18 protein-coding genes and 1 tRNA gene are annotated in these 20303 nt (G+C 47.0%); 13 read left to right on the forward strand and 6 right to left on the reverse strand.

All coding sequences use genetic code 11. The features are described 5' to 3' along the window. The first annotated feature begins 3 nt into the window (after window positions 1–3). From AM1_RS02860 to AM1_RS02890, 7 genes are all read left to right on the forward strand, one after another. Complete coding sequence (locus tag AM1_RS02860) at window positions 4–762, forward strand: ABC transporter ATP-binding protein (protein WP_012161292.1); 759 nt, start codon at window positions 4–6, stop codon at window positions 760–762. Window positions 763–837: 75 nt separating this feature from the next. Next, window positions 838–1659 (forward strand): endonuclease VIII, encoded by an 822-nt coding sequence (gene nei / locus AM1_RS02865; protein ID WP_012161293.1) that lies wholly within the window; start codon window positions 838–840, stop codon window positions 1657–1659. Between the two features lie 366 nt (window positions 1660–2025). Beyond that, window positions 2026–2586 (forward strand): hypothetical protein, encoded by a 561-nt coding sequence (locus tag AM1_RS02870; RefSeq protein WP_012161294.1) that lies wholly within the window; start codon window positions 2026–2028, stop codon window positions 2584–2586. Between the two features lie 82 nt (window positions 2587–2668). After that, window positions 2669–2750: transfer RNA gene (locus AM1_RS02875), tRNA-Leu, on the forward strand. Window positions 2751–3040: 290 nt separating this feature from the next. Continuing rightward, window positions 3041–4075 carry a phosphate acyltransferase PlsX gene (gene plsX / locus AM1_RS02880; RefSeq protein ID WP_012161295.1) on the forward strand — a complete coding sequence of 345 codons (1035 nt, stop codon included), beginning with the start codon at window positions 3041–3043 and terminating at the stop codon, window positions 4073–4075. Window positions 4076–4077: 2 nt separating this feature from the next. Beyond that, window positions 4078–5076, forward strand: a complete 999-nt coding sequence (locus tag AM1_RS02885; RefSeq protein ID WP_012161296.1) for a beta-ketoacyl-ACP synthase 3 — start codon at window positions 4078–4080, stop codon at window positions 5074–5076. After that, window positions 5077–5952: a DMT family transporter gene (locus AM1_RS02890; protein WP_012161297.1), complete on the forward strand. Its 876-nt coding sequence runs from the start codon at window positions 5077–5079 to the stop codon at window positions 5950–5952. 26 nt (window positions 5953–5978) lie between these two features. Here the strand turns inward: AM1_RS02890 and AM1_RS02895 are convergent, their stop codons facing one another. Together AM1_RS02895 and AM1_RS02900 are read right to left on the reverse strand one after the other, a co-directional pair. Beyond that, window positions 5979–6305 (reverse strand): carbon dioxide-concentrating mechanism protein CcmK, encoded by a 327-nt coding sequence (locus AM1_RS02895; RefSeq protein ID WP_010469221.1) that lies wholly within the window; start codon window positions 6303–6305, stop codon window positions 5979–5981. 56 nt (window positions 6306–6361) lie between these two features. Next, on the reverse strand, window positions 6362–6673 hold the full coding sequence (locus tag AM1_RS02900) for a carbon dioxide-concentrating mechanism protein CcmK (RefSeq protein ID WP_010469218.1): 312 nt from the start codon (window positions 6671–6673) through the stop codon (window positions 6362–6364). Between the two features lie 545 nt (window positions 6674–7218). Between AM1_RS02900 and AM1_RS02905 the strand changes: the two genes are divergently transcribed. Further along, on the forward strand, window positions 7219–8178 hold the full coding sequence (locus tag AM1_RS02905) for an ABC transporter ATP-binding protein (RefSeq protein WP_012161299.1): 960 nt from the start codon (window positions 7219–7221) through the stop codon (window positions 8176–8178). Window positions 8179–8222: 44 nt separating this feature from the next. Here AM1_RS02905 and AM1_RS02910 read toward each other — a convergent pair whose 3' ends face one another. The 3 genes from AM1_RS02910 to AM1_RS02920 all read right to left on the reverse strand — a co-directional run bounded on the left by AM1_RS02910 (window position 8223) and on the right by AM1_RS02920 (window position 11189). After that, complete coding sequence (locus AM1_RS02910) at window positions 8223–9062, reverse strand: SWIM zinc finger family protein (RefSeq protein WP_012161300.1); 840 nt, start codon at window positions 9060–9062, stop codon at window positions 8223–8225. Beyond that, complete coding sequence (locus AM1_RS02915) at window positions 9055–9618, reverse strand: Uma2 family endonuclease (protein ID WP_012161301.1); 564 nt, start codon at window positions 9616–9618, stop codon at window positions 9055–9057. Before AM1_RS02915 ends, AM1_RS02910 begins: the two co-directional genes overlap by 8 nt. A 104-nt stretch (window positions 9619–9722) precedes the next feature. Next, window positions 9723–11189, reverse strand: coding sequence for a carotenoid oxygenase family protein (locus AM1_RS02920; protein WP_012161302.1), 1467 nt, complete (start codon window positions 11187–11189; stop codon window positions 9723–9725). 586 nt (window positions 11190–11775) lie between these two features. Between AM1_RS02920 and AM1_RS02925 the strand changes: the two genes are divergently transcribed. Further along, a complete protein-coding gene (locus AM1_RS02925; RefSeq protein ID WP_041658858.1) occupies window positions 11776–12528 on the forward strand; it encodes a trypsin-like peptidase domain-containing protein in 753 nt (250 codons plus the stop codon). 143 nt (window positions 12529–12671) lie between these two features. On the opposite strand, the gene AM1_RS02930 is transcribed toward AM1_RS02925, so the two are convergent. Then, complete coding sequence (locus AM1_RS02930; protein ID WP_012161305.1) at window positions 12672–15854, reverse strand: DEAD/DEAH box helicase; 3183 nt, start codon at window positions 15852–15854, stop codon at window positions 12672–12674. A 256-nt stretch (window positions 15855–16110) separates the two neighbouring features. Here AM1_RS02930 and AM1_RS02935 point away from each other — a divergent pair, with 256 nt between their 5' ends. From AM1_RS02935 to AM1_RS02950, 4 genes are all read left to right on the forward strand, one after another. Next, complete coding sequence (locus AM1_RS02935) at window positions 16111–16389, forward strand: hypothetical protein (protein ID WP_041660738.1); 279 nt, start codon at window positions 16111–16113, stop codon at window positions 16387–16389. Beyond that, window positions 16386–17015: an ABC transporter permease gene (locus AM1_RS02940; RefSeq protein ID WP_012161307.1), complete on the forward strand. Its 630-nt coding sequence runs from the start codon at window positions 16386–16388 to the stop codon at window positions 17013–17015. The genes AM1_RS02935 and AM1_RS02940 overlap by 4 nt, the downstream gene beginning before the upstream one ends. Before the next feature lie 167 nt (window positions 17016–17182). Beyond that, the gene (locus tag AM1_RS02945) at window positions 17183–18490 is read left to right on the forward strand and encodes a J domain-containing protein (RefSeq protein ID WP_012161308.1); all 1308 of its coding nucleotides are present in this window, start codon (window positions 17183–17185) and stop codon (window positions 18488–18490) included. A gap of 23 nt (window positions 18491–18513) precedes the next feature. Beyond that, window positions 18514–20184 (forward strand): tetratricopeptide repeat protein, encoded by a 1671-nt coding sequence (locus tag AM1_RS02950; RefSeq protein WP_012161309.1) that lies wholly within the window; start codon window positions 18514–18516, stop codon window positions 20182–20184. Window positions 20185–20303: the final 119 nt, after the last annotated feature.

A 20303-nucleotide genomic window follows, 5' to 3' on the forward strand; every position in this document is an offset into this window, starting at 1 on the left:
TCTATGACCTCAACGCAGCCGCAAGCTCAATCCCTGACAGAAGGGAATCCAGATCAGGCCATTATTCGCCTAGAGTCAATCACTAAGGTTTATGGTGCAGGAGAAACGGAAGTCCGGGCCTTAGATGGGGTGGATCTGGTGGTCAACCCTGGTGAATACTGCTCGATTATGGGGGCTTCTGGATCCGGCAAATCGACCATGATGAATATGATTGGCTGTCTGGACCGCCCCACGTCCGGCCAATATTTCCTGGATGGAGTGGATGTGGCTCAGCTTTCTGATACTGAGCTGGCCTTGGTGCGCAATCGCAAGCTTGGGTTTGTCTTTCAGCAGTTTCATTTACTGAGTCAAGTCAGTGCCTTGGAGAATGTAATGCTGCCCATGGTTTATGCCAATGTGCCGGTTAAAGAGCGACGGGAGCGGGGTAAGGCTGCACTTGAACGTGTTGGATTAGGCGATCGCATTCACAATAAACCTACTCAACTGTCGGGGGGACAACAACAGCGGGTGGCCATTGCTCGGGCTATTGTGAATGAGCCTGTGTTGCTGCTGGCGGATGAACCCACGGGGGCGTTGGATACCAAAACAACGAATGAGATTCTGGATATCTTCTCCACCTTAAATGCTAGCGGCATGACAGTGGTGATGGTGACTCACGAGCCAGAAGTCGCGCGTACCACTCAGCGAGTAGTTTGGTTTCGGGATGGCCAAGTGGTTCATGCTCATCTCGACCCAGAAGAACTGCATACCACGGCATTCTAAAGCTGCTTTGAAGCTATTTCAGGGGGATATTACTCTATTCTTTGGAGATAGTATTTCCCCACCGTTATTAATTCCATGCCTGAAGGACCTGAAATTAGACGTGCTGCGGATCGTATTGCGAGTGAGATCGCAAACCAACCCCTACAGGAAGTTTGGTTCGCCTTTTCCCACCTAAAAATATACGAAGCTCAATTAGGTGCCAGTCAAATTCAACAGGTAGAAACTCGGGGTAAAGGTCTGCTGATGCATTTTGACTGTGGTCTCAGCATCTACAGCCATAACCAGCTTTACGGCAAGTGGATGATCCGCAAAGCCTACAACTATCCTCAAACCAAGCGACAATTGCGGCTAGCTTTGCATTGCGATCGCAAATCCGCTCTCCTTTATAGTGCATCAGATATTGATGTCTTGGATGCGGCGGGGATTCAGGCCCATCCCTTTCTAAGTCGGATTGGACCAGATGTTCTCAGTTCTGAGACAACCGTCGAGCAGGTACGAGAGAGACTGAGTTGCGATCGCTTTCGCCGTCGTCGCCTCACGACACTGTTACTTGACCAGCATTTCCTGGCTGGGTTGGGGAATTACCTCAGAAGTGAAATCTTGTTTGTTGCCAGGGTTCATCCTTCTCTCAGACCTGCAGATTGTACCGATGAACAGATAGAGAAATTGGCAGAAGCAGCCCTAGCTTTGCCTAGACAGTCCTATGAAACCGGAGGTATTACCAACGATATTGCCTGGGCCGCTAAATTGAAATTCCAGGGATTTGCACGGCGTGTGTATCGACATTGGGTCTTTGCCAGAGCAGGGCAGCTCTGTTGGGTTTGTGCTACCCCGATTGTCAAAGATGCTCAAGGTGGACGTCGGTATTATTACTGTCCCCAATGCCAAGAAGAATGAGTTGTTCCACTTTATAAGCCAGTGACAGTTGGTATGGCAATCGCCATATCGAGAAGGACGTAAACTACACGCCCTTTTCTCGTAGCTAGGCCCCTTGGTGCAATATCTCAGATCTCGTAACGTTATGTCCCGTTATCCAGAGAAAAATTTGCTGGATCTTTTCTAAAAGATGTGTGTATGGACTCATTAAATATCTTGAATTGCATAAAAATTAATATTTACCCTGATATCTCAAGATAGCTTCCAAAAGCTAGATAGAACCTTGTGATCTTTGTTTGTCCTTGTTCCTATCTTTTTCCTGAGTCAGAAGTAGAAATTTGAATGTGGATTTATCAATCAAGGATAAGGTTCTTTTTCCTCGGAAAGATGCAGTTCAGTGGTTTGATATTGAGTGTTGTTATATTTCCGTTGAGTTTAGTCAACACTTCTCAAGCTCAACTCATAATACCTGCTGGTCAAGTTCAACCACCCCCAATACCTGCCGGTTTTACTTTGCAAGATGCACGACAACAAGGTAGACAGCTAACTATTGATACAAGAAAAACAATACGTAAGTTACCTGAGAATTTTAAAACTACTAGGACACCGATCATCTGGCTGAGTTGTAATCCTGGAGGACTAGAAGAAAATAATGTTTTGGTTATTCACAGCCCAATTTTGATTCATCTGTCTGAAGTTCTTTTGACTGAGAAAGCAATTTGGCATGATACGCGTTCCCCATTAGAGCTTAAACAGATACCTATCAAAGGATTCAGTGAATATTTTTCAAAACACAGCCGTAAACTTGGTGATCAATCTATTAGCCCGCATATAACTCAGGCAACCCAATGGATTCGAACCAAGGACAATAAAATGAAACTTATATATGGAGGTGTTAGGCCATTGCCCTCTTCCCAAACCTCTTCAAGACCTTGCCGAAAGAAATAGTACAGATCGCTCCCTTGCAAAAATTTCAGATTTTTGCCGGTTTACTCTGCAAAAGCTGCGCTATGATAGTAAAGCCAAATTTGCGGACGTGGCGGAATTGGTAGACGCGCTAGATTTAGGTTCTAGTACTGCAAGGTGTGAAGGTTCAAGTCCTTTCGTCCGCATTCTCTCTAAGACATTAGAACGTTACCCATCTTCTTCGGAAAGGTCGAGATTGTGGCTAACTTATTGCGTCGTTTTTATTGAATCCGGATGGGAGTGTTATAGGATGTCTGTAGGGTCAGCATCCAAGCATTAACTGTGTTGACTGCCTTAGGTGTATTTAGTCTGCGATCGCAAGTGTCGTTTCAGCCTAACGTAAACCACTTCATTTCAAACTTTGATTTAAGCGGATTCCGTTAAGTTAGACTAAGACAATCTGTTAAAATGCTTAAAGATTCTACAAGATTGCCACATGGGAGCCACTCGCGCACGTATTGCCATTGACGCCATGGGGGGCGACCATGCCCCAGATGAGATTGTTGCTGGTGCCTTAAGAGCCCAAGCAGAATTGGATGCAGATGTCTTACTAGTCGGTGATCCTGACCGTCTTGAAGCTTCCATCAAAAGCCATTCTGATTCCGTCCCCGTTGAAATCATCCCTTCTGAAGGGCTGATCGAGATGAACGAAGAGCCGATCAGCGCCCTTCGCCGCAAGCGTAAGGCCTCGATCAATGTGGCGATGGATTTAGTCAAAAAGAAGAAGGCTGATGCAGTTGTTTCAGCAGGTCACTCTGGAGCTGCAATGGCTGCCGCCCTCCTGCGATTGGGTCGAATTCCAGGGATTGATCGACCGGCCATTGGCGGTGTCTTCCCCACCATCATTGCTGGGAAGCCTGTGTTAGTGCTGGATGTTGGGGCAAATGTAGACTGTCGCCCGGCATTTCTCGATCAATTTGCCACCATGGGCACCATCTACAGCGAGTACGTTTTAGGGACTGAAGCGCCAAAAGTGGGATTGCTCAACATTGGAGAAGAATCCTGTAAGGGCAATGAAGTATCGGTTCAAACCTATCAATTATTAGAGCAGAACCCTCACGTTGACTTTATTGGTAATGCTGAGGGACGAGATGTGCTCTCTGGTCAGTTTGATGTCATTGTTTGCGATGGGTTTACCGGAAATATCCTTCTGAAATTTGCAGAGGCGGTGGGCGAAGTTGCCCTTCAAATACTACGAGAAGAGCTGCCTAGAGGCATCCACGGCAAAGTGGGGACAGGTATTTTAAAGCCCAACTTGCGTCGGATTAAACAGCGGATGGACCATGCAGAGCATGGTGGAGGATTGCTCTTAGGCGTTGCGGGTGTCTGTATTATCAGTCATGGCAGTTCCCAAGCACCTTCAATCTTTAATGCCATTCGGTTGGCAAAAGAAGCTGCGGATAATCAGGTATCCCAGCGAATTCAGTCTTGCTATCAACAGACGGTGACAGCCGCCTCCAATGGAGAATAAACGTGCAGCAAATGGCCACTGGATTGGCAGTTACTGGGTGCGGCTCTGCTGCTCCTGAGACTTCCCTGGATAATCATGGTCTGAGCCAAATCGTTGATACCTCTGATGAGTGGATTGCAAGCCGAACGGGCATCCGATCTCGGCACCTCGCGGGTCCAGATGACACGTTGGCAAAACTGGGTGCGATCGCAGCCCAAAATGCCTTAGAGATGGCCCAAGTGGAAGCCACTGATCTTGATCTAATACTGCTGGCCACTTCGACCCCTGACGATTTGTTTGGTAGTGCCTGTCAGATTCAGGCTGCAATTGGTGCAAAGCATGCCGTTGCCTTTGACCTCACTGCTGCCTGTTCTGGGTTTGTATTTGGCATGATTACGGCTGCCCAATTTATCCGCACGGGGGTCTACCGCAATGTCCTCCTGGTCGGAGCTGATGTGCTCTCTCGTTGGGTAGACTGGACCGATCGTCGATCTTGTGTCCTCTTTGGGGACGGAGCAGGCGCGGTGGTTCTCCAAGCCAATGACACCGATCGCCTGCTCGGATTTGCTTTACACAGCGACGGCTGTTTACATGATTGCCTCAATGTCCAATATCAGGGCGAGGCACGTCCCTTGACTGGGGAAATTAATGTTAGTCAAGGGACATATCAACCTATTTCCATGAATGGGAAGGAAGTCTACCGGTTTGCAGTGAATCGAGTGCCTGAAGTCGTGGAGAAGGCTCTCTTTCAGTCGGACTTAAAAACGGACGATATTGATTGGTTGCTCTTGCACCAGGCAAATCAGCGCATTCTCGATGCGGTGGCCAAGCGCCTCAAGGTGCCTGCTGAGAAGGTGATTAGTAATATCGCCAACTATGGCAATACCTCTGCCGCTACGATTCCTTTAGCGTTGGACGCAACGGTTCGCAAAGGTCATATCAAACCTGGAGATACGATTGCGGCCTCTGGATTTGGGGCTGGCTTGAGTTGGGGCGCGGCTATCTTTCAGTGGCAGCGCTAGTTGTCGGTTCACAATTTTCTTAAACTGCTGCTGCTAGCCGCTATCTGGGGTAGTTCGTTTCTGTTTACCCGAATTGCAGCACCAGAATGGGGGCCGATTTGGTTAATTGAGCTGAGAGTTTTAATCGCTAGTCTGACCTTACTACCGCTGGTGTTCAAATTAGACCTATGGCCTCAGATTCAGCGACAATGGCGACCTTTGCTGCTGCTGGGCATCTTGAATTCGGCCTTGCCATTCAGCCTGTTAGCCTATGCATCTTTATCCTTATCTTCAGGGTTTACTGCCATTTTGAATGCCACGACGCCTTTGTTTGGCTTGTGGATTGTGGTCCTGTGGCTACAGGAAAAACTCTCCGTGCCGCGCTTGGTCGGCTTTGCGGTTGGTTTTTTGGGTGTGGTGTTTTTAGTGGGCTGGCAGGATATACCCCTAACCTTTAATCAAGGCATTGCCATTGCTGCGGGGCTTTTAGCGGCTTTGCTATACGCCATTGCTGCCCCCTATATTCAGCAGCAGTTTGCCGGTGTTCCTGCTTTAGCTGTAACAACGGGAAGCCAACTGAGTGCGGCAGTGAGCTTGGTGCCATTGCTTCCGTTCTCCATACCTAGCCAGATTCCTTCGTCCAAAGCGATCCTATCTGTCTTGGCCTTGGGGATTCTGTCTTCGGTTCTGGCTCAGATGCTTTATTTTCACTTGATCAAAGTCATGGGGCCAAGCAAAACTTTGACCGTTGCTTACCTAATTCCCTTATTCGCCATGCTTTGGGGAGCATTAGCACTAGGAGAAATCGTGACGACATCGATGGGGGTGGGATGTGGATTGGTGCTATTAGGAACTGCGATCGCAAATGATCTGTTTACACCTACTAAAAATTCCTAGCTAGGAAAGCTGAATCTCCCCCAGAATTAGGCTAGCCCTTCAACGGCACGGCGGAATTCTTCTACCTCATCGCCGAATTCGATGTCCATGACCGCTTCCACATTTTCATGGGGACGAGGAATAATCACCCAAGTCTCCAAAACACCACCGGGTGTTTTCTCCGCTGCTGCCACACCAGCATCCATAGCCATTTTGACTTCAGACACATCCCCGCGAATATTGATCGTAAACCGAGCACTCCCTGCTCGGATATAACCAACTAAGGTCACACGCCCAGCTTTGACCATGGCATCTGCTGCCGCCAATACGGGGGGGAATCCTTTCGTTTCCAGTGACCCAACTGCCTGTGGCATTCCGACTTTCCTCAAAGATAATAATGTACAACTTAGCGCTCGTTCTAACCCTTAATTCACGTTCGAAAGGGTTCAGAACGTTCTGAGTAATCAATCGGCAAAATCGCCTCAATATTCTCAGGGGGATTTGGCACGATATAGTGGGATTCAACTTTAGCTGAACCAGGCATCCCTTCAACAGCGGCAATACCTGCCTCCATGCCCCGCTTTACTTCCGCCACAGGTCCACGAATGGAGATCACATAGCGACCGCTGGCGCAGCTCGTGTACCCCATCAGGGCCACACGACCGGCTTTGACCATGGCATCTGCTGCTGCTAAAACAGCCGGATATCCATAGGTTTCAATCATTCCAACGGCAACTGGCATTGTTTTTCTCCGGTGCTAACCCTTTACCCGCAGTACAAACTATACCTCAATCGTTCTACCGCTGATAGTCATTGCGCTCGACAATGTCATGGTTCTTATTCTGTGGCCTTAAATAGAGGCCACAGCGGGAAGGATGATCTGCAAAAAAAGTGTTCTCGACTTGGTAAATGACAGATGCAATACACTATGTCTCTTGTATGGCAAAGACAAGTGTAAGTTTCCTCGGGAGGTTAGAATCATCTCTTAGCGCTGGCCACCAGCCAACATCATCTGTTTCTGATTTAGGCCATGATTTTTTAAAGACCCCTGGCAGCTGAACTTCAACAAATGATTCAAAATGATAAGACTGCCTCGACATCAGTGTCGAGGTTAGACTGATCGTCATTCTGGAACAACGTGAATGTTGCTCGACACTTTCACGAAAGGTCGTTGGGGATGATTTCGCGATTTAACTTGCAAACTAACGGTAGAGTCAAGGCATCGATGAAAATTTCACGATGGATGCCCAGCATCAATACTGATCTTTGCTGAAAACCCTCTAGAGTATGCTGCACTTTGAACAGGTCAGTTTGCAATTCCCAAGTGTGCCAGAGCCAACATTACGAAGCTGCACTTTTAAAGTCGAGGCTGGGGAATTGGTGGTAATTTTGGGGCCATCAGGTTGTGGCAAAACCACCTTATTAAAGCTGGTTAACCGTTTATACGAGCCTACTTCAGGACAGATCTCCCTCAATGGTAAAGGCATTCATACGCTTCCCCTGACTACCCTGCGTCGCCAAATGGGATATGTCATCCAGCAGGCAGGTTTATTTCCCCATATGACCATTGCCCAAAATATTGCGGTCGTACCTAAGTTATTGGGGTGGCCTAAAACTGAGATCGCTGCTCGGGTAGAGGAATTATTGGAACTTGTTCAACTCCCCCAAGCGTTTGGCAAACGCTATCCCAGTCAACTTTCCGGTGGACAGCAGCAACGGGTGGGGTTAGCCCGAGCTTTGGCGGCTAAGCCAGAAGTGTTACTAATGGATGAGCCCTTTGGGGCTTTGGATGCCATTACTCGTAAATCTCTGCAACAAGAGCTGCAGCAGTTACAGCAACAATTCAAAAAAACGATTCTGTTTGTCTCCCATGACATTGAAGAGGCTTTACGACTAGCTGATCGGATTTTGATTCTCAATCAGGGGCATTTGGTCCAATACGGGACACCGTGGCAAATCCTCACCCAACCTGCCTCTGCTTTTGTTGAAGCATTAGTAGGTACTGAGGATGTTCTAAAACAGCTATCGGTTTTGTCTGTAGAACGAGTGATGGTAACCACAGCTTCTTCCGTTCCCCATCTTCCCAAAATTGCTAATCATGGCACGTTACGAGATGCCTTGTCCATGTTATTGAAGTCAGGTCAATCGCAATTACAGGTTATGAATGGGACAGACGCAGTGGGAATTTTAGATCTCAATCATATTCAAACCGTTTGGCAAGATCCAACCCATTTTGATGGAGGCTAAGAGCATTGAATCTGTTGTGATAGTTTGTGATTGAGTCTGCTAAATCAAAGTACAGCAGAACTTTTATCTCTGACCCGATCATAGAATTCTTCCATAACGGCTAGGAAGGATTGCTCCTTTGGCCAAAAGGCTGGAAAGTCGCCTTGGGTTTTAACCAAAATCCCAGAGACTCCCGTCGAGGGTGGGGCATTAATGGTTTGGGGAAGTCGTTTGTCTCCTTGCCAAAAGTCTTTGAGCTGTTCGATCTCGGATGCGGGGGTGGTGAGGGGCTGGGTGTAATAGCTGGTGTCTGGTTCCAGCTCTGTTTGCTGGGCAGTGAGTTCAGCGGATAATGCTTGACCGAGGGGGGATTTCGCGAGTTCCTTTTGTAAGTTTTCCCGAGACAGACCTCGTAGCTCAAACAGCAAAAATGGGTCTTGGTCCAGCTCTGCAGCTAATAGGTAATAGACGCCAGCAATATGTTTGCAGGGATTGCTCCAGTCGGGACAAGAACATTGAGTCTTGAAATTTGTATTGCTACGGGGTAGCAGGTTTAAATCCAGCTTGGCAAAGGCATCTTCGATATTGTCAGGCATTTCGTTTAGCATCAGCCGTGAGATCAGACTGGCTTTGGATGCGATAAATGCGATCGCAGCTGCCCAATTGGCTTTGCTAATCGGCTCAAACTCAATGCTGGTTTCATACAAAGGCTCTTTATAAACCCCAAAATAAGGATTCACCGAGCCGCGAACTTCAGCTTTCACCAACCCATCTTTAAGAGTAAAACTTTTGACTTTATTCCCCCGAGCATAGGATCGTCCTCGCCCCAAACGCCCTGGATCGGTAATTTGCTCAATTGCTGTAAGGAACCGTTGTCCCCACCAGGTTCGACTGAAGTTAGCCATTGGTGATTATTCCTCTAAATACGTCCTGGGCCGTTAGTTCTAGCTCAGGGAATAATTCATCACTCAGAATGCGGTTCTCTCGATAGGTAATGGGTAATTGTTCAGGCATAAACACCGTAATCGTTTTTGCCTTGGGATCTACGATCCAGACTCTGGATATGCCTGAACTTAAATAGTCTGTTGCCTTTTCCGCCATACCGCCGAAGGATTGATCCGGTGAGATGACTTCGATTGCCAATTCGGGGGGGACAAGGCAGGGACCATCATCATCTCCCATACTAGAGAGACGTTCATTGGAGATATAGAGCAAATCAGGAACGGGGACCCAAGGTTTGCCCTCTCGGGATAGGATAACCGCCCATTCAATACCCACTTCTCCTCGATCTTGTGCCCACTGTCGGAGCAATACGTATAACTCACCTGAAGTCCGAGAGTGGAAACGTTGTGGAGACATTTTAGGAATCGCTTCTCCATCAATGAGTTCACAGGCCGTTTCACCCTCAGGAAGAGAGAGAAACTCATCTAGGGTTAGTTTTCGCGTGACAGCCGGGGTCATGATTTGCTTCGCCTTGGGCAATCAGGGTGGGCTGGGGACTAGTTCTAATGTAGTCTGCTTCTGGTAATTCTTCGATTCAATCCTTATTTTTTTCTGTACAGTTGTTAATTCTTGGAAGAGTCACGGAAGACATTAGGCGTCCAGCTACCGTGGAATCCATGAGGAATATGATGCTGAAGGTGTAATTTTGCAATGACGGTGTTCAGATCTTGGGCATCTAAAATGGCCAAATAAGAACGATAGGTAGCGGCATCAAATACGAGAGAGAGTAACCACCCATCATCTTCTTGAGTGCTATCGGGGCGAGGGACAAAAATCGGTTCACCCGGAAATGCTCTGGGAGCGACACTCCAGATTTGCTGTTCACCGGATTCTTTATCGAGCTTAAGAATGGCTTGCAGGGGACCATTTTTATCTGAACTGTCACAGACACTCATATATACATAACGATGCTCTTTTCCTACCCATTGGGGATGCACGGAGGGAAATTCACAGCCTCTTTCAACTACTTTTCGGTGGACTACCTTTTTAGATGATAAATTGACCTCAAATTCCCATAATTCGCCTGTGGGGAAAGACTCAAAGTCAATTTGCTCAAAATCTAACTCGTCTTGCTGTTTCTGGGGGAAGAAATCACTACAAACGGATTCAAAGTAGAGTTTTCCTTCTTTCTCCCAGGCATTGCCATGGTGAAATCCAAAGAATGAATCGGTTTCTAATATCTCTAGGTCATGATTGCCATGGCGAGAAATCAGAATGATTTTAGTGGGTTGCTCTGGATTGAAGTCAAAACATTGTTCAATAGTTTTGAAACCCAGCAGAAAAGGCAATCCTTTTACCTGAAAGGGATGCTGCACAAAGATGCAGTAATTTTCTGTTACTAACATGTCGTGCAAGAAAGCAAACCCTGATAAAGGATGAGAGGACTGTTTTAATGGGTTGCCTTGCTCATCGAGTTCAAAGATGGTTAAGCTTTGGGACGCAATCCCTTTAACGCCAAAATTAATAAAACGGCCATCAATGATTCTGGGGTGAGCCGAAAAAGGCTGATCGGCTGTGAGTAGTCCATCTAGAGTGTCTGGACCAATGGTTTCTAGGGTCTCAGGAGTGAGCTGATGGGGATGGCCGCCTTCCCACATCGCCCATAATTTATCTCCCCAGTAAATCACGCTGGTGTTTGCCGCATTTTTGAAATTGGTATTAAAAATATTGGCTAGCCATCCTCCCGCTTTTTGGGTGCCAAACCCTCGGTATAGGATTTTCCCAGCGGCTTGTTCTTTGAGATAGCCTTCTGTGCGAACGTAGCGATTTTGAAAGTGGGCACGACCTTGCTCAAAGGTGATGGCACAGATCATGCCGTCTCCATCAAAGGGATGGCCGATTTTTTGGCCGTTGACTTCTAAGCTGCCAGCTCCATTCCGGAACAACGTCCCTTGCAGTTCTGGGGGAATGGTGCCTTCTACTTCATCAATCCAGTAACTATATTCATTCAGCTGTGATTCATAACCTTTGGCCCAGTCTTTGACTAGAGAAGCGTTTTTGCTTAATTTCTCTGATGCAATAGCTGTCATACCATTTTTACGAAGATTTGTAATAATCTTAGCGTGAAAAAACTATGCCAAAATCGCAGCGATGTTGAAGTAGCGTTGTACATGCCAGAATTAAATGACATTTTCTCAAAATTATTGTCAAAACCCTAAATTCTTGAGAAATATACCAGGTAAAGATTTTGGGGAAATACAGATTTCCTCTTCACTGAATATCTTTCAATAATTAAATACCATTTTTTCAGAATCATTTTAGAATTTTCCAGGGTTGGTTGTCATTTGTCAGCTTGACCTCAGTGGTTAATCTACTTATGTTTCTGATGACATTGTTGTTCATGAAATGGCTTCTTAAATATTGTGAATAGAGAATTAAAAACTACTAATATGTCACTATTTTGTTCGATTCAGAAGGATTAAATGATACTTGATATCTAATTTACTTTTGGAGATTTTCATGCGAGTCTTGACATCAGTTTTTTTGTATAGAGAAGTTGTACGTCAGTCTGCCATATAACCATAGTAAGATGAAAAGTTTTCGTGTAGTAAAGTTTTAGGTAAATAGTATTTTATGGGTAAGCGAGTAACAATAAGCCCCCTGAGTATATCCTCAATGTTTATTGAGCTTTTATATGATGATATAAGCCTAGGTTCAGGTAGCGCATTTTATCTAAAAAACAACAACAGATTATACCTAATAAGTAATTGGCATAATTATTCTGGGAGAAATCCAAAAACGAGAAAGCCTATACATAAAGAATGTGCAATACCGAATAAGGTAAAAGTTTATAGTTACAACGAAACCGATCAAGGCTTTGCTATTGAAGAAAAGGTTTATGATTTATTAGACAACAATGAAATTTCCACTTGGTACGAGCATTGTGAGCTCGGGAGTAAGGTTGATGTAGCCGCATTACCTATCAATGATGAAGATCTAGGTGATGTCATTGACATTGAAAGAGCGATAGAACTTGTTGACCCGTACGATAGCGAAACCATAAAAATTAGTGACAGTCTTTTTATTCTTGGTTATCCCTTTGGTTTAAGGGTTAATGATTCACTCCCTATATGGAAGTCAGCAACTGTAGCAAGTGAACCAGAAATAGACTGCGGTAGTGTTCCAATGTTTTATATTGATACAGCTACAAAAGCAGGTATGTCAGGCGCTCCTGTTATTATGTATAGGAAACGAGCAATACCTATATTTGGTGATGGCAAGTCAAGTGTGTATCACGCTGAATTTATAGGGATTTATTCTGGCCGAGTTATACCTAGAGATTTAATAGAGGTGCAACTTGGTAAAGTTTGGAAGAAGTCTTGTTTGCCTTCAGTTTTAAATGGTAGCAAGTACAGCTATTTTGCCTAACAAATTGCTTCCCTCGGATTTGTTACTCGTTACGCTTTCAGGTAAATAGACTAATCCTGTGCGTAGAAATTGAGCCATCAGTTCTCGAATCTTTCGCAGCATGGACTAGGTCGACTCACACCTTAATGAGGTCTTCTATTTCGTTAGTCCAAGATAGCGCTCTTGTTGAGGGAAATGAGCTTCCTAAAGGACTCATTATCTAGTTCTGTTAACCACGACTCGTCCGAACCAACAATCGCACCAGCCAGTTTTTTCTTGTCCTCAATCATTTCGTCAATCCGTTCTTCTAGGGTGCCGATGGCGACGAACTTATGGACAAATACATTTTTTTTCTGGCCGATGCGGAAAGCTCGGTCCGTAGCTTGATCCTCCACTGCCGGATTCCACCAGCGATCGAAGTGGAAGACGTGATTGGCCTTGGTGAGGGTGATGCCGACGCCCCCTGCTTTGAGGGACAGAATAAACACAGATGGCCCAGTCTCAGGATCTTGAAACTCAGTAATCATCTGTTCTCGCTTATTGCGGTTGGTGCCGCCATGAATGTAGTAGGTGGTGTAGTGGTGGGTTTGACGCAGATATTTTTCCAAGGCATCACCGAGTTCGGTGAACTGGGTGAATACCAAAAGACTTTCCCCTTCCTCCATGACTTCAGTGATCATCTCCGTGAGACGGCTGAGTTTATGGGAACGCTCGGGGGTGAAGTCGCTTTCATCTTGGAGGAACTGACGGGGATGGTTGCAAATTTGCTTGAGCTTTAGCAGGGTAGAGAGAATCATGCCCTTGCGCTGAATGCCGTCTACTTCGTCAATATCTTTGGAAATCTCTTTGACAACAGCTTCGTAAAGGGAGGCTTGTTCTTTGGTGAGGTTGCAGTAGAGTTTTTGCTCAACTTTGTCGGGTAGGTCTTTGATAATCGATTTGTCCGTTTTTACCCGCCGCAGGATAAAGGGCTCCACTAGCTTTTTGAGAGTGGTTGATTGCCTGCGGTTATTGTCTTTTTGGATCGGCAGTTCAAAGTTCTTACGGAATTGGTTTTGCTTGCCTAAGTACCCCGGATTGAGGAAGTTGAAAATGGACCACAAATCCAGCAGTCGATTTTCTACGGGGGTGCCAGTGAGGGCCAGTCGGTGGGTGGCTGAGAGCTTAAGGATGGCTTTGGTTTGGGCGGCTTTGGGATTTTTGATATTTTGAGCTTCGTCTAAAACAATCCGATGCCAAGGAACAGCATCTAGTAGCTTGCTATCCCTGCGGGCGAGACTAAAGGACGTAATCACTACATCGTTTTGGTTCGCCATTGCCTTAAAGTCTTTGGCGACTTTGGCTCGTTCATTGCCGTGGTGAACGATGGCCTGTAAATGGGGAGCAAATTTCTGAATTTCTCGCCGCCAGTTGCCCACCACTGAGGTGGGGGCAATCAGCAGGGTCGGGGGGACGGTTTCGGCTTCTTCCCTTTCCTGAGCCAGACGAGCAATTACCTGAACGGTTTTTCCTAGGCCCATATCATCGGCCAAGCAGCCATTTAGACCGAGTTGCTCTAGGTAGTTCAACCAGGAGACACCTCGCTTTTGGTATTCCCGTAGGGTTCCTTGCAAGGTTTCAGGATCTGAGATCGCATCCAGCTTACTCTTATCCTGAAGCTGCTTCAACATCTGGGCCAGGGTCTTATCGCGGTTAAAATCCACCTCCACATCCTCTCCCCCTTCTGCGGTCATCCGCATAAAGTCTAGAAGGGTCATATCGGGATTTTCGGCCTGCTGAGTTTTCCAGAACTCCAGCATCTGCTGCATTTTGTCTTGGTCGAGGTGCATCCACTGGCCCCGAAACTGTACTAGAGAGGATTTAGCCTGTACCAGCTCCAACCATTCCTGTTCAGACACCTTCTGATCGCCAATGGCTAGGTCGTACTTATATTCGACCAACCGATCTTGGGAGAAGTAACTCTTCGACTTATTGTTGGTGCTGGACATGGATCGACCCTTAGCCCGCAGCTTAATTTTGGCTCGCTGCCGACCTTTGGGCGTCCACCAGGCAGGCACAATTACTTTGTAGCCTGCGTTCTCTAATACCCAGGCGGATTCCTGTAAAAAGTCTAGGGCAGCACCAATCTCCAAAGGAATACCAATCGGTTGGTCGGTTTCTAGTCCCTGCCAAAGCTGAGGATAAATTCGAGCAGCATACCCTAAGCCGAGCAATAGATGCTGCTCGAAACTCTCACCCAAATGCTTTTGTAATTCCATTTGTTTTTGGGGTTTGAACCGCCAGTATTCTGCAAGGGAAATTTGCAGGGACGGATCTTGTTTGGGGGCGACGAGAAACTGCAATTGCCAAGGTTCGTCTGGGAGCGGGGGATCCTGAAGCTGAAAGCAGAGATAGAAGGAGTTCGAGGTTTGGGTTTTACGGATGCGATCTCGCCACACTCGCCACTGCTCATACAGCTCCTGATTGATGCTTCGGCCATCACGCATTCCTGGTTGCCAACAATCCTCAATCAAAGTGCTGGCAATTTTTTTCGTAAAGCTGGCGGGTAAATAGGTTGCGGTAATAATTTCAGTCAATAAATGTTCTGAAAAATGCCGCAACAGCGTTTTTCGATCATAAAAAGTGGGGGTTGGAGGACATTCTGAAAACCCAGCTACACAGGCTAAAGGCATATAGTCCACAAATCGATCTAGCTCAGTTTCATAGGATTCACTGACAATTTCCCAGGCTGGATAGATTTCGACAGACTGAGATTTGGTCCGAGATTTAGATTTGCTACGAGAGCCTTTGGCAGATGACACTTCTCGGTAACGCAGGGCTGGAATGTATTGATCCTTCAGTAAGACGGGTTTGAGGGTTTGGGTGTAGTGGTACCAAAACAGCAAATCTGCCCCGAGCTGCATATCTGCAAGATTATGCAGGGCAATAAAATGCAGCTCATTGAGCAGCTTGATAATGTCGGTGACAGGTTGCTGCTCATACTGCCCGGTTTTGACCCAGGTTTTGACCTCAAAGCATTCCACCTGCCAATACTGCCACTCAAAGGCCTCAGGAATGGCTTGTTCTAGGTATCGGGATAGTTCTAGGGAGGGGAGTGGCGCTTGATCCGTGCTGGGCAGCAAGAAATGGCGTGAATCAATCAGTTGTTCTAGGGGGCGACCGGGTTTTACACCTAGCTCATTGCTGAGGAAGTCTTCTAAGTCATCCCTGACTAACTGATAGGGATGAATGGAACGGCCCGTTTTGCGTTTCTTTTTTGGTTCTGTTGTTTCCACCCAAAGATAGAAAGCGCCTGATTGTATAAATGTAGCTTCGTCAGGAATCCAGGTTCCGTGGATGATCTTCATGACTTAGGTTAGATACAGGTGGCTCAGGGTAGTTCCAAGATTAATCAAACTGTATCAGGCTGATTCTAAAAGACCAATCTGAGTGGTGATCCGTGAAATGGGCTCAGCCCCCTGCATATGAACATAAATTCATACGATACGTTGACTGTAGTTTCTGATGATTCTGTCAAAATTTGGTGGAGCCCCAGCTTTCTCCCACCGATCAACAGGATTCAGTGCAAAACTCTTTTCCTCTTTCTGGAGCGAACTTTTGAAGATGCGAAACGCCCTTTTCCTGCTTATGATTATTCCGGGGGTAGCTGGAGTGGTTATTTTTGGCAATGCAGCCTTAACCGATTGGCAACAGCTCAGAATCGACTATCGAGCCTATGAAGACGTTCTTCGCAGTACGGATGATTTATCTACGCTATTTAAAGCAGAAGCCGCTCAAAATATTCAACGGATTAACTTGTTTGCCGATGGTGTCTGGACTTTGCTGAGCGGAATCTTAGGGGCCATTGGCTTACATGGTTGGTTGAGCAACACAAAATCATGAGCTATATCCTCCAAAATCCGGATCTTGTATTGGAATTATTGCTGGAACATCTGCAAATGACGGGGATTGCTTTAGCAGGGGCCGTGATCATTGCGGTCCCTATTGCCTGGATCATTTATCGGTGGACTTGGCTACAAGGACCCATTATGGCGGTATTGGGAGTGATTTATACCATTCCTAGCTTGGCCTTGATGATTTTGCTCATCCCGTTGCTGGGACTCAGTTCTATGACTGCCATTGTAGCCATGACCCTATATGCACAAGTCATATTGGTGCGAAGTATTTTGGTGGGGTTGCAGTCTATTCCGCAACCCATATTGGAGGCAGCTCAAGGGATGGGTATGTCTGCTTGGCAATGTTGGTGGCAGGTGCAAGTTCCGTTAATGCGACCTGTCTTTTTGGCGGGGGTTCGCTTAGCTACGACGGTTATGATTGCCCTAGGAACCATTGCAGCTAAATTTGGGGCAGGAGGATTGGGCGTATTGCTGTTTGAGGGCATTGCTCAAGCGGGACGATATGACAAAATCTGGGCTGGGACAATTGTGGTGGGCCTGTTAGCCGTCATCAGTAATGGTTTGTTGTGGCTGTGGGAGCAACAGTTGCAGCCTAAGTCTCCTCCAGCGTAGGTGGGCATTCTGTTCCCTGTATTGATAGGGTTGTGTAGGGGCGTCTGATATCCGGTCTTGTGAAAAACGCTAGTGGCGTTGCCAAGAGATGGCTTACAAAGAACGAATTGAACTAGCTAAACTAGAATTTGCTCATCGAGCAGCATCACTTCTGAATTTAAATATTAATGGCGGATTTGCAACCTTACTTTCAATTGCTTCGAGTTTCAGCGGATGTAACGCCTGCAGAGCTTAAGGCTGCCTTTCGCCGTCAGGCTAGAACCTGCCACCCTGATTTACACCCAGACAACCCTGCTGCTGAGGCTGAGTTTCAACGTTTGAGCGAAGCCTATGACATTATTTCTGAAGCCCTCTATCCTCCTAGCCCAGTGGATGGATTTATTCATGGGGATGGCAGTAATGGTTTAACCAACGCTCAAGCATTGTATGCCCGAGGGACTCAAAAGGCTGCTGAAAGAGACTATATAGGGGCTATTCAGGACTACACCCGAGCCATTGAATCCGATCCAGAATTCTTGGATGCCTACCTTAAACGGTGTCAGGTGCGGTTTGTTCAGGGGGATGACGAAGGGGTACTGGCAGAATGTGCGGAGATTTTAGGGTTAGATGATACGGTTGCCCAGGCTTACTATTACCAGGGGCGAGCCCGATTGCAGTTAGGCTCTGCACCCGCTGCGATCGCATCCTATAGCCAAGCTATTTCTCTAGATGAAGATTATGCCCAAGCCTGGTTGCACCGTGGACGGGCTCGTCTGGAAATGCAGGAAGAGACATTGGCCCGTGAAGACTTAACCAAGGCCGCACAGCTTTTTGAAGCCCAAGGTGAGCCAGATGAAGTCAACCGAGTGCAGGTGATTTTGCAAGAGATGGGCCGGAGTCGTCGCTCGAAATCTGAGGTTAAAGTCCAAAGACAGCAATTAAGAGAGCAAGGTCTCTTACAAGATATTTTTACGACGATTCCTGAGTTCTTTATGAACCCAAGTGGTGGATTGTTGCCCACCTTTGCCCGCTTGTCTGCTCGACGGGCTACTGAAGTGGGGTTAAGCTATGCGGGGCTGTCCATACTGGGGTTTGTGTTAGCCGCTAACCTGTTTCCGATTGTCTTTAGTTCAGTCACTTTGGGCGAACGGTTTATACTCGGCGCGATGCCATTTTTTAGCTTAGTTTTTTTGAATCAACTTGTTCGGAGTCTGATTCGTGCTCGGGGGAGTTGGGCCAGCGATATTTTTATCAGTGGGGCAACGCTCTTGCCCCTGAGTTTGCTGATGTTTTTAAGTGGGCTGGTGGTTCAATTTGGGGCGGCTGGCGTTTGGATTTTATCCTTCTATCTGGGGTGTGATTCGGTGTTGATGCTGTATGTGGGCTGCTCTCAAGTGAATAACTTGTCAGAGCAAAATGCTACATTGGCCGTTCCGACTCTATTATTGATAACCAGTGCATTGACCTATGGCACTTTTACAATATTTGCTAGCTGACCGACAGGAATGAAACCGCCGTTGTGATTGTTACCCTCATCGTTTTCTTGGGATGGATTGTCTCTGTTTGTCTGCACGAATTTGGACATGCCATTATTGCTTACTGGGGAGGAGATAAAACGGTCAAAGATAAGGGTTATCTCACCCTGAACCCGCTCAAATATACGGATGTTTCTTTGAGTTTGGTACTGCCGATTGTCTTTCTACTGATTGGCGGCATCCCATTGCCTGGAGGAGCAGTCTATATCAATCGCAGCCTGATTCGGAATCGTTGGTGGGATAGTGCCATGTCCGCAGCAGGCCCTGCGGCAACGTTTATGGTGGCGCTGGTATTGTCGGTGCCTTTTAGGCTAGGGAATCCCCTTGAGGCGGTGGAAACTTCCCTGAGTTTAGGAACGTTTGAATTAGAGACTCTGACCACCCAAGATCAACTCTGGTTAGCCCTGGCATTTTTAGGGATGTTAGAAGTTGCGGGCGCTGTTTTAAATTTGCTACCTGTACCTTCTCTGGACGGCTTTGGGATTATTGAGCCCTGGCTTCCTCCACCGCTGCAACAACAAGTGAGGAAGTATAGCCGTTACGGGTTTTTAGTTTTATTTGGCTTGCTGTGGTTTGTCCCTGCTGCCAATGCTGCTTTTTGGGGATTGGTCTATGGCTTGAGTCAGCAGCTCGGCATCCCCGTATTGTTCTCCAGAATGGGGTACTTGGTATTTCGCCAGTGGTCCTGGCTACCGCTGGTGATTCTGGTAGTGACGATTGCTATTGGTCAACGACTGAACCCTCGAGCCCAGGTGCGGTCTAATCAACGAGTGGATTTGCAGCGTGCGATCGCAAATGCAGAATCAGCCGTTCAAGCCAATCCCAACCAGCCTCAATATTGGTATCAAAAAGGGCAACTACTCCTCGCTGATCACCAGTATGAAGCTGCTGAGGCCGCCTTCCATCAGGCCATTCAACTTAAGCCAGATGCGGATACCTGGCATTCCCGGGGGATTGCTCTGTTATTTATGCAGCAATACGAACATGCGATCGCAGCCTTTGACGAAACCCTGCATTTGCAGTCTGATCAATCCCTAGCTTGGGTGCATCGAGGCCGGGCTCAGCGGGGACTACAGCGCTATGAAGATGAAATTACCGACTATGAGCAGGCCCTCGCTCTCGATCCTGAAAATGCGAATATTTGGTGCGATCACGGTTTAGCCCACTATCACCTGGGCCAATATAAAGCAGCGATTGATAGCTTTGATCGAGCCGCCTACATTGATCCATCCTCTTGGACCGCATGGTACTTAAAAGGACTCGCACTGATGCCCCAGCAGCAGTTTGAGCGAGCCATTCGCTGCTACGATCATGCCTTAAATCTGCGGGCAGATGCGACCCAGACCTGGATTGCTAAAGGTTCAGCCTTGCTACAACTCCAAGATTTTGAAGGGGCGATTGCATCCTATGATCAAGCCCTTTCCTTAGAGCCTGAGAATGCCACAGCTGTCTATAACAAGGCCTGTACCTATAGTTTGCAAGGGCAACGTGAGAAGGCCTTAGAGATGCTGAGTCAGGCTCTTAATCTCGATCCAAAAGTCAGTGACCTGGCAGCCTCCGATGTAGACCTCGATCCATTGCGCTCAGAACCCGCATTTCAGCAGTTGATGGCGGGTTACCATTCCAATTCTGATGGAGCCATGATCTCCGGTTAGGTTAGCCCAATGGGGTGACGATAAAAATGGTGATTAAAGGGATATGGCACTCATGGCTAGGGACAACACAAGAGTTTTTGGCGCTGATATAAACCAAAGATCGCCTCAAAAAGACGGGA

This window comes from Acaryochloris marina MBIC11017, assembly GCF_000018105.1.
Taxonomy (GTDB): Bacteria; Cyanobacteriota; Cyanobacteriia; order Thermosynechococcales; family Thermosynechococcaceae; genus Acaryochloris; species Acaryochloris marina.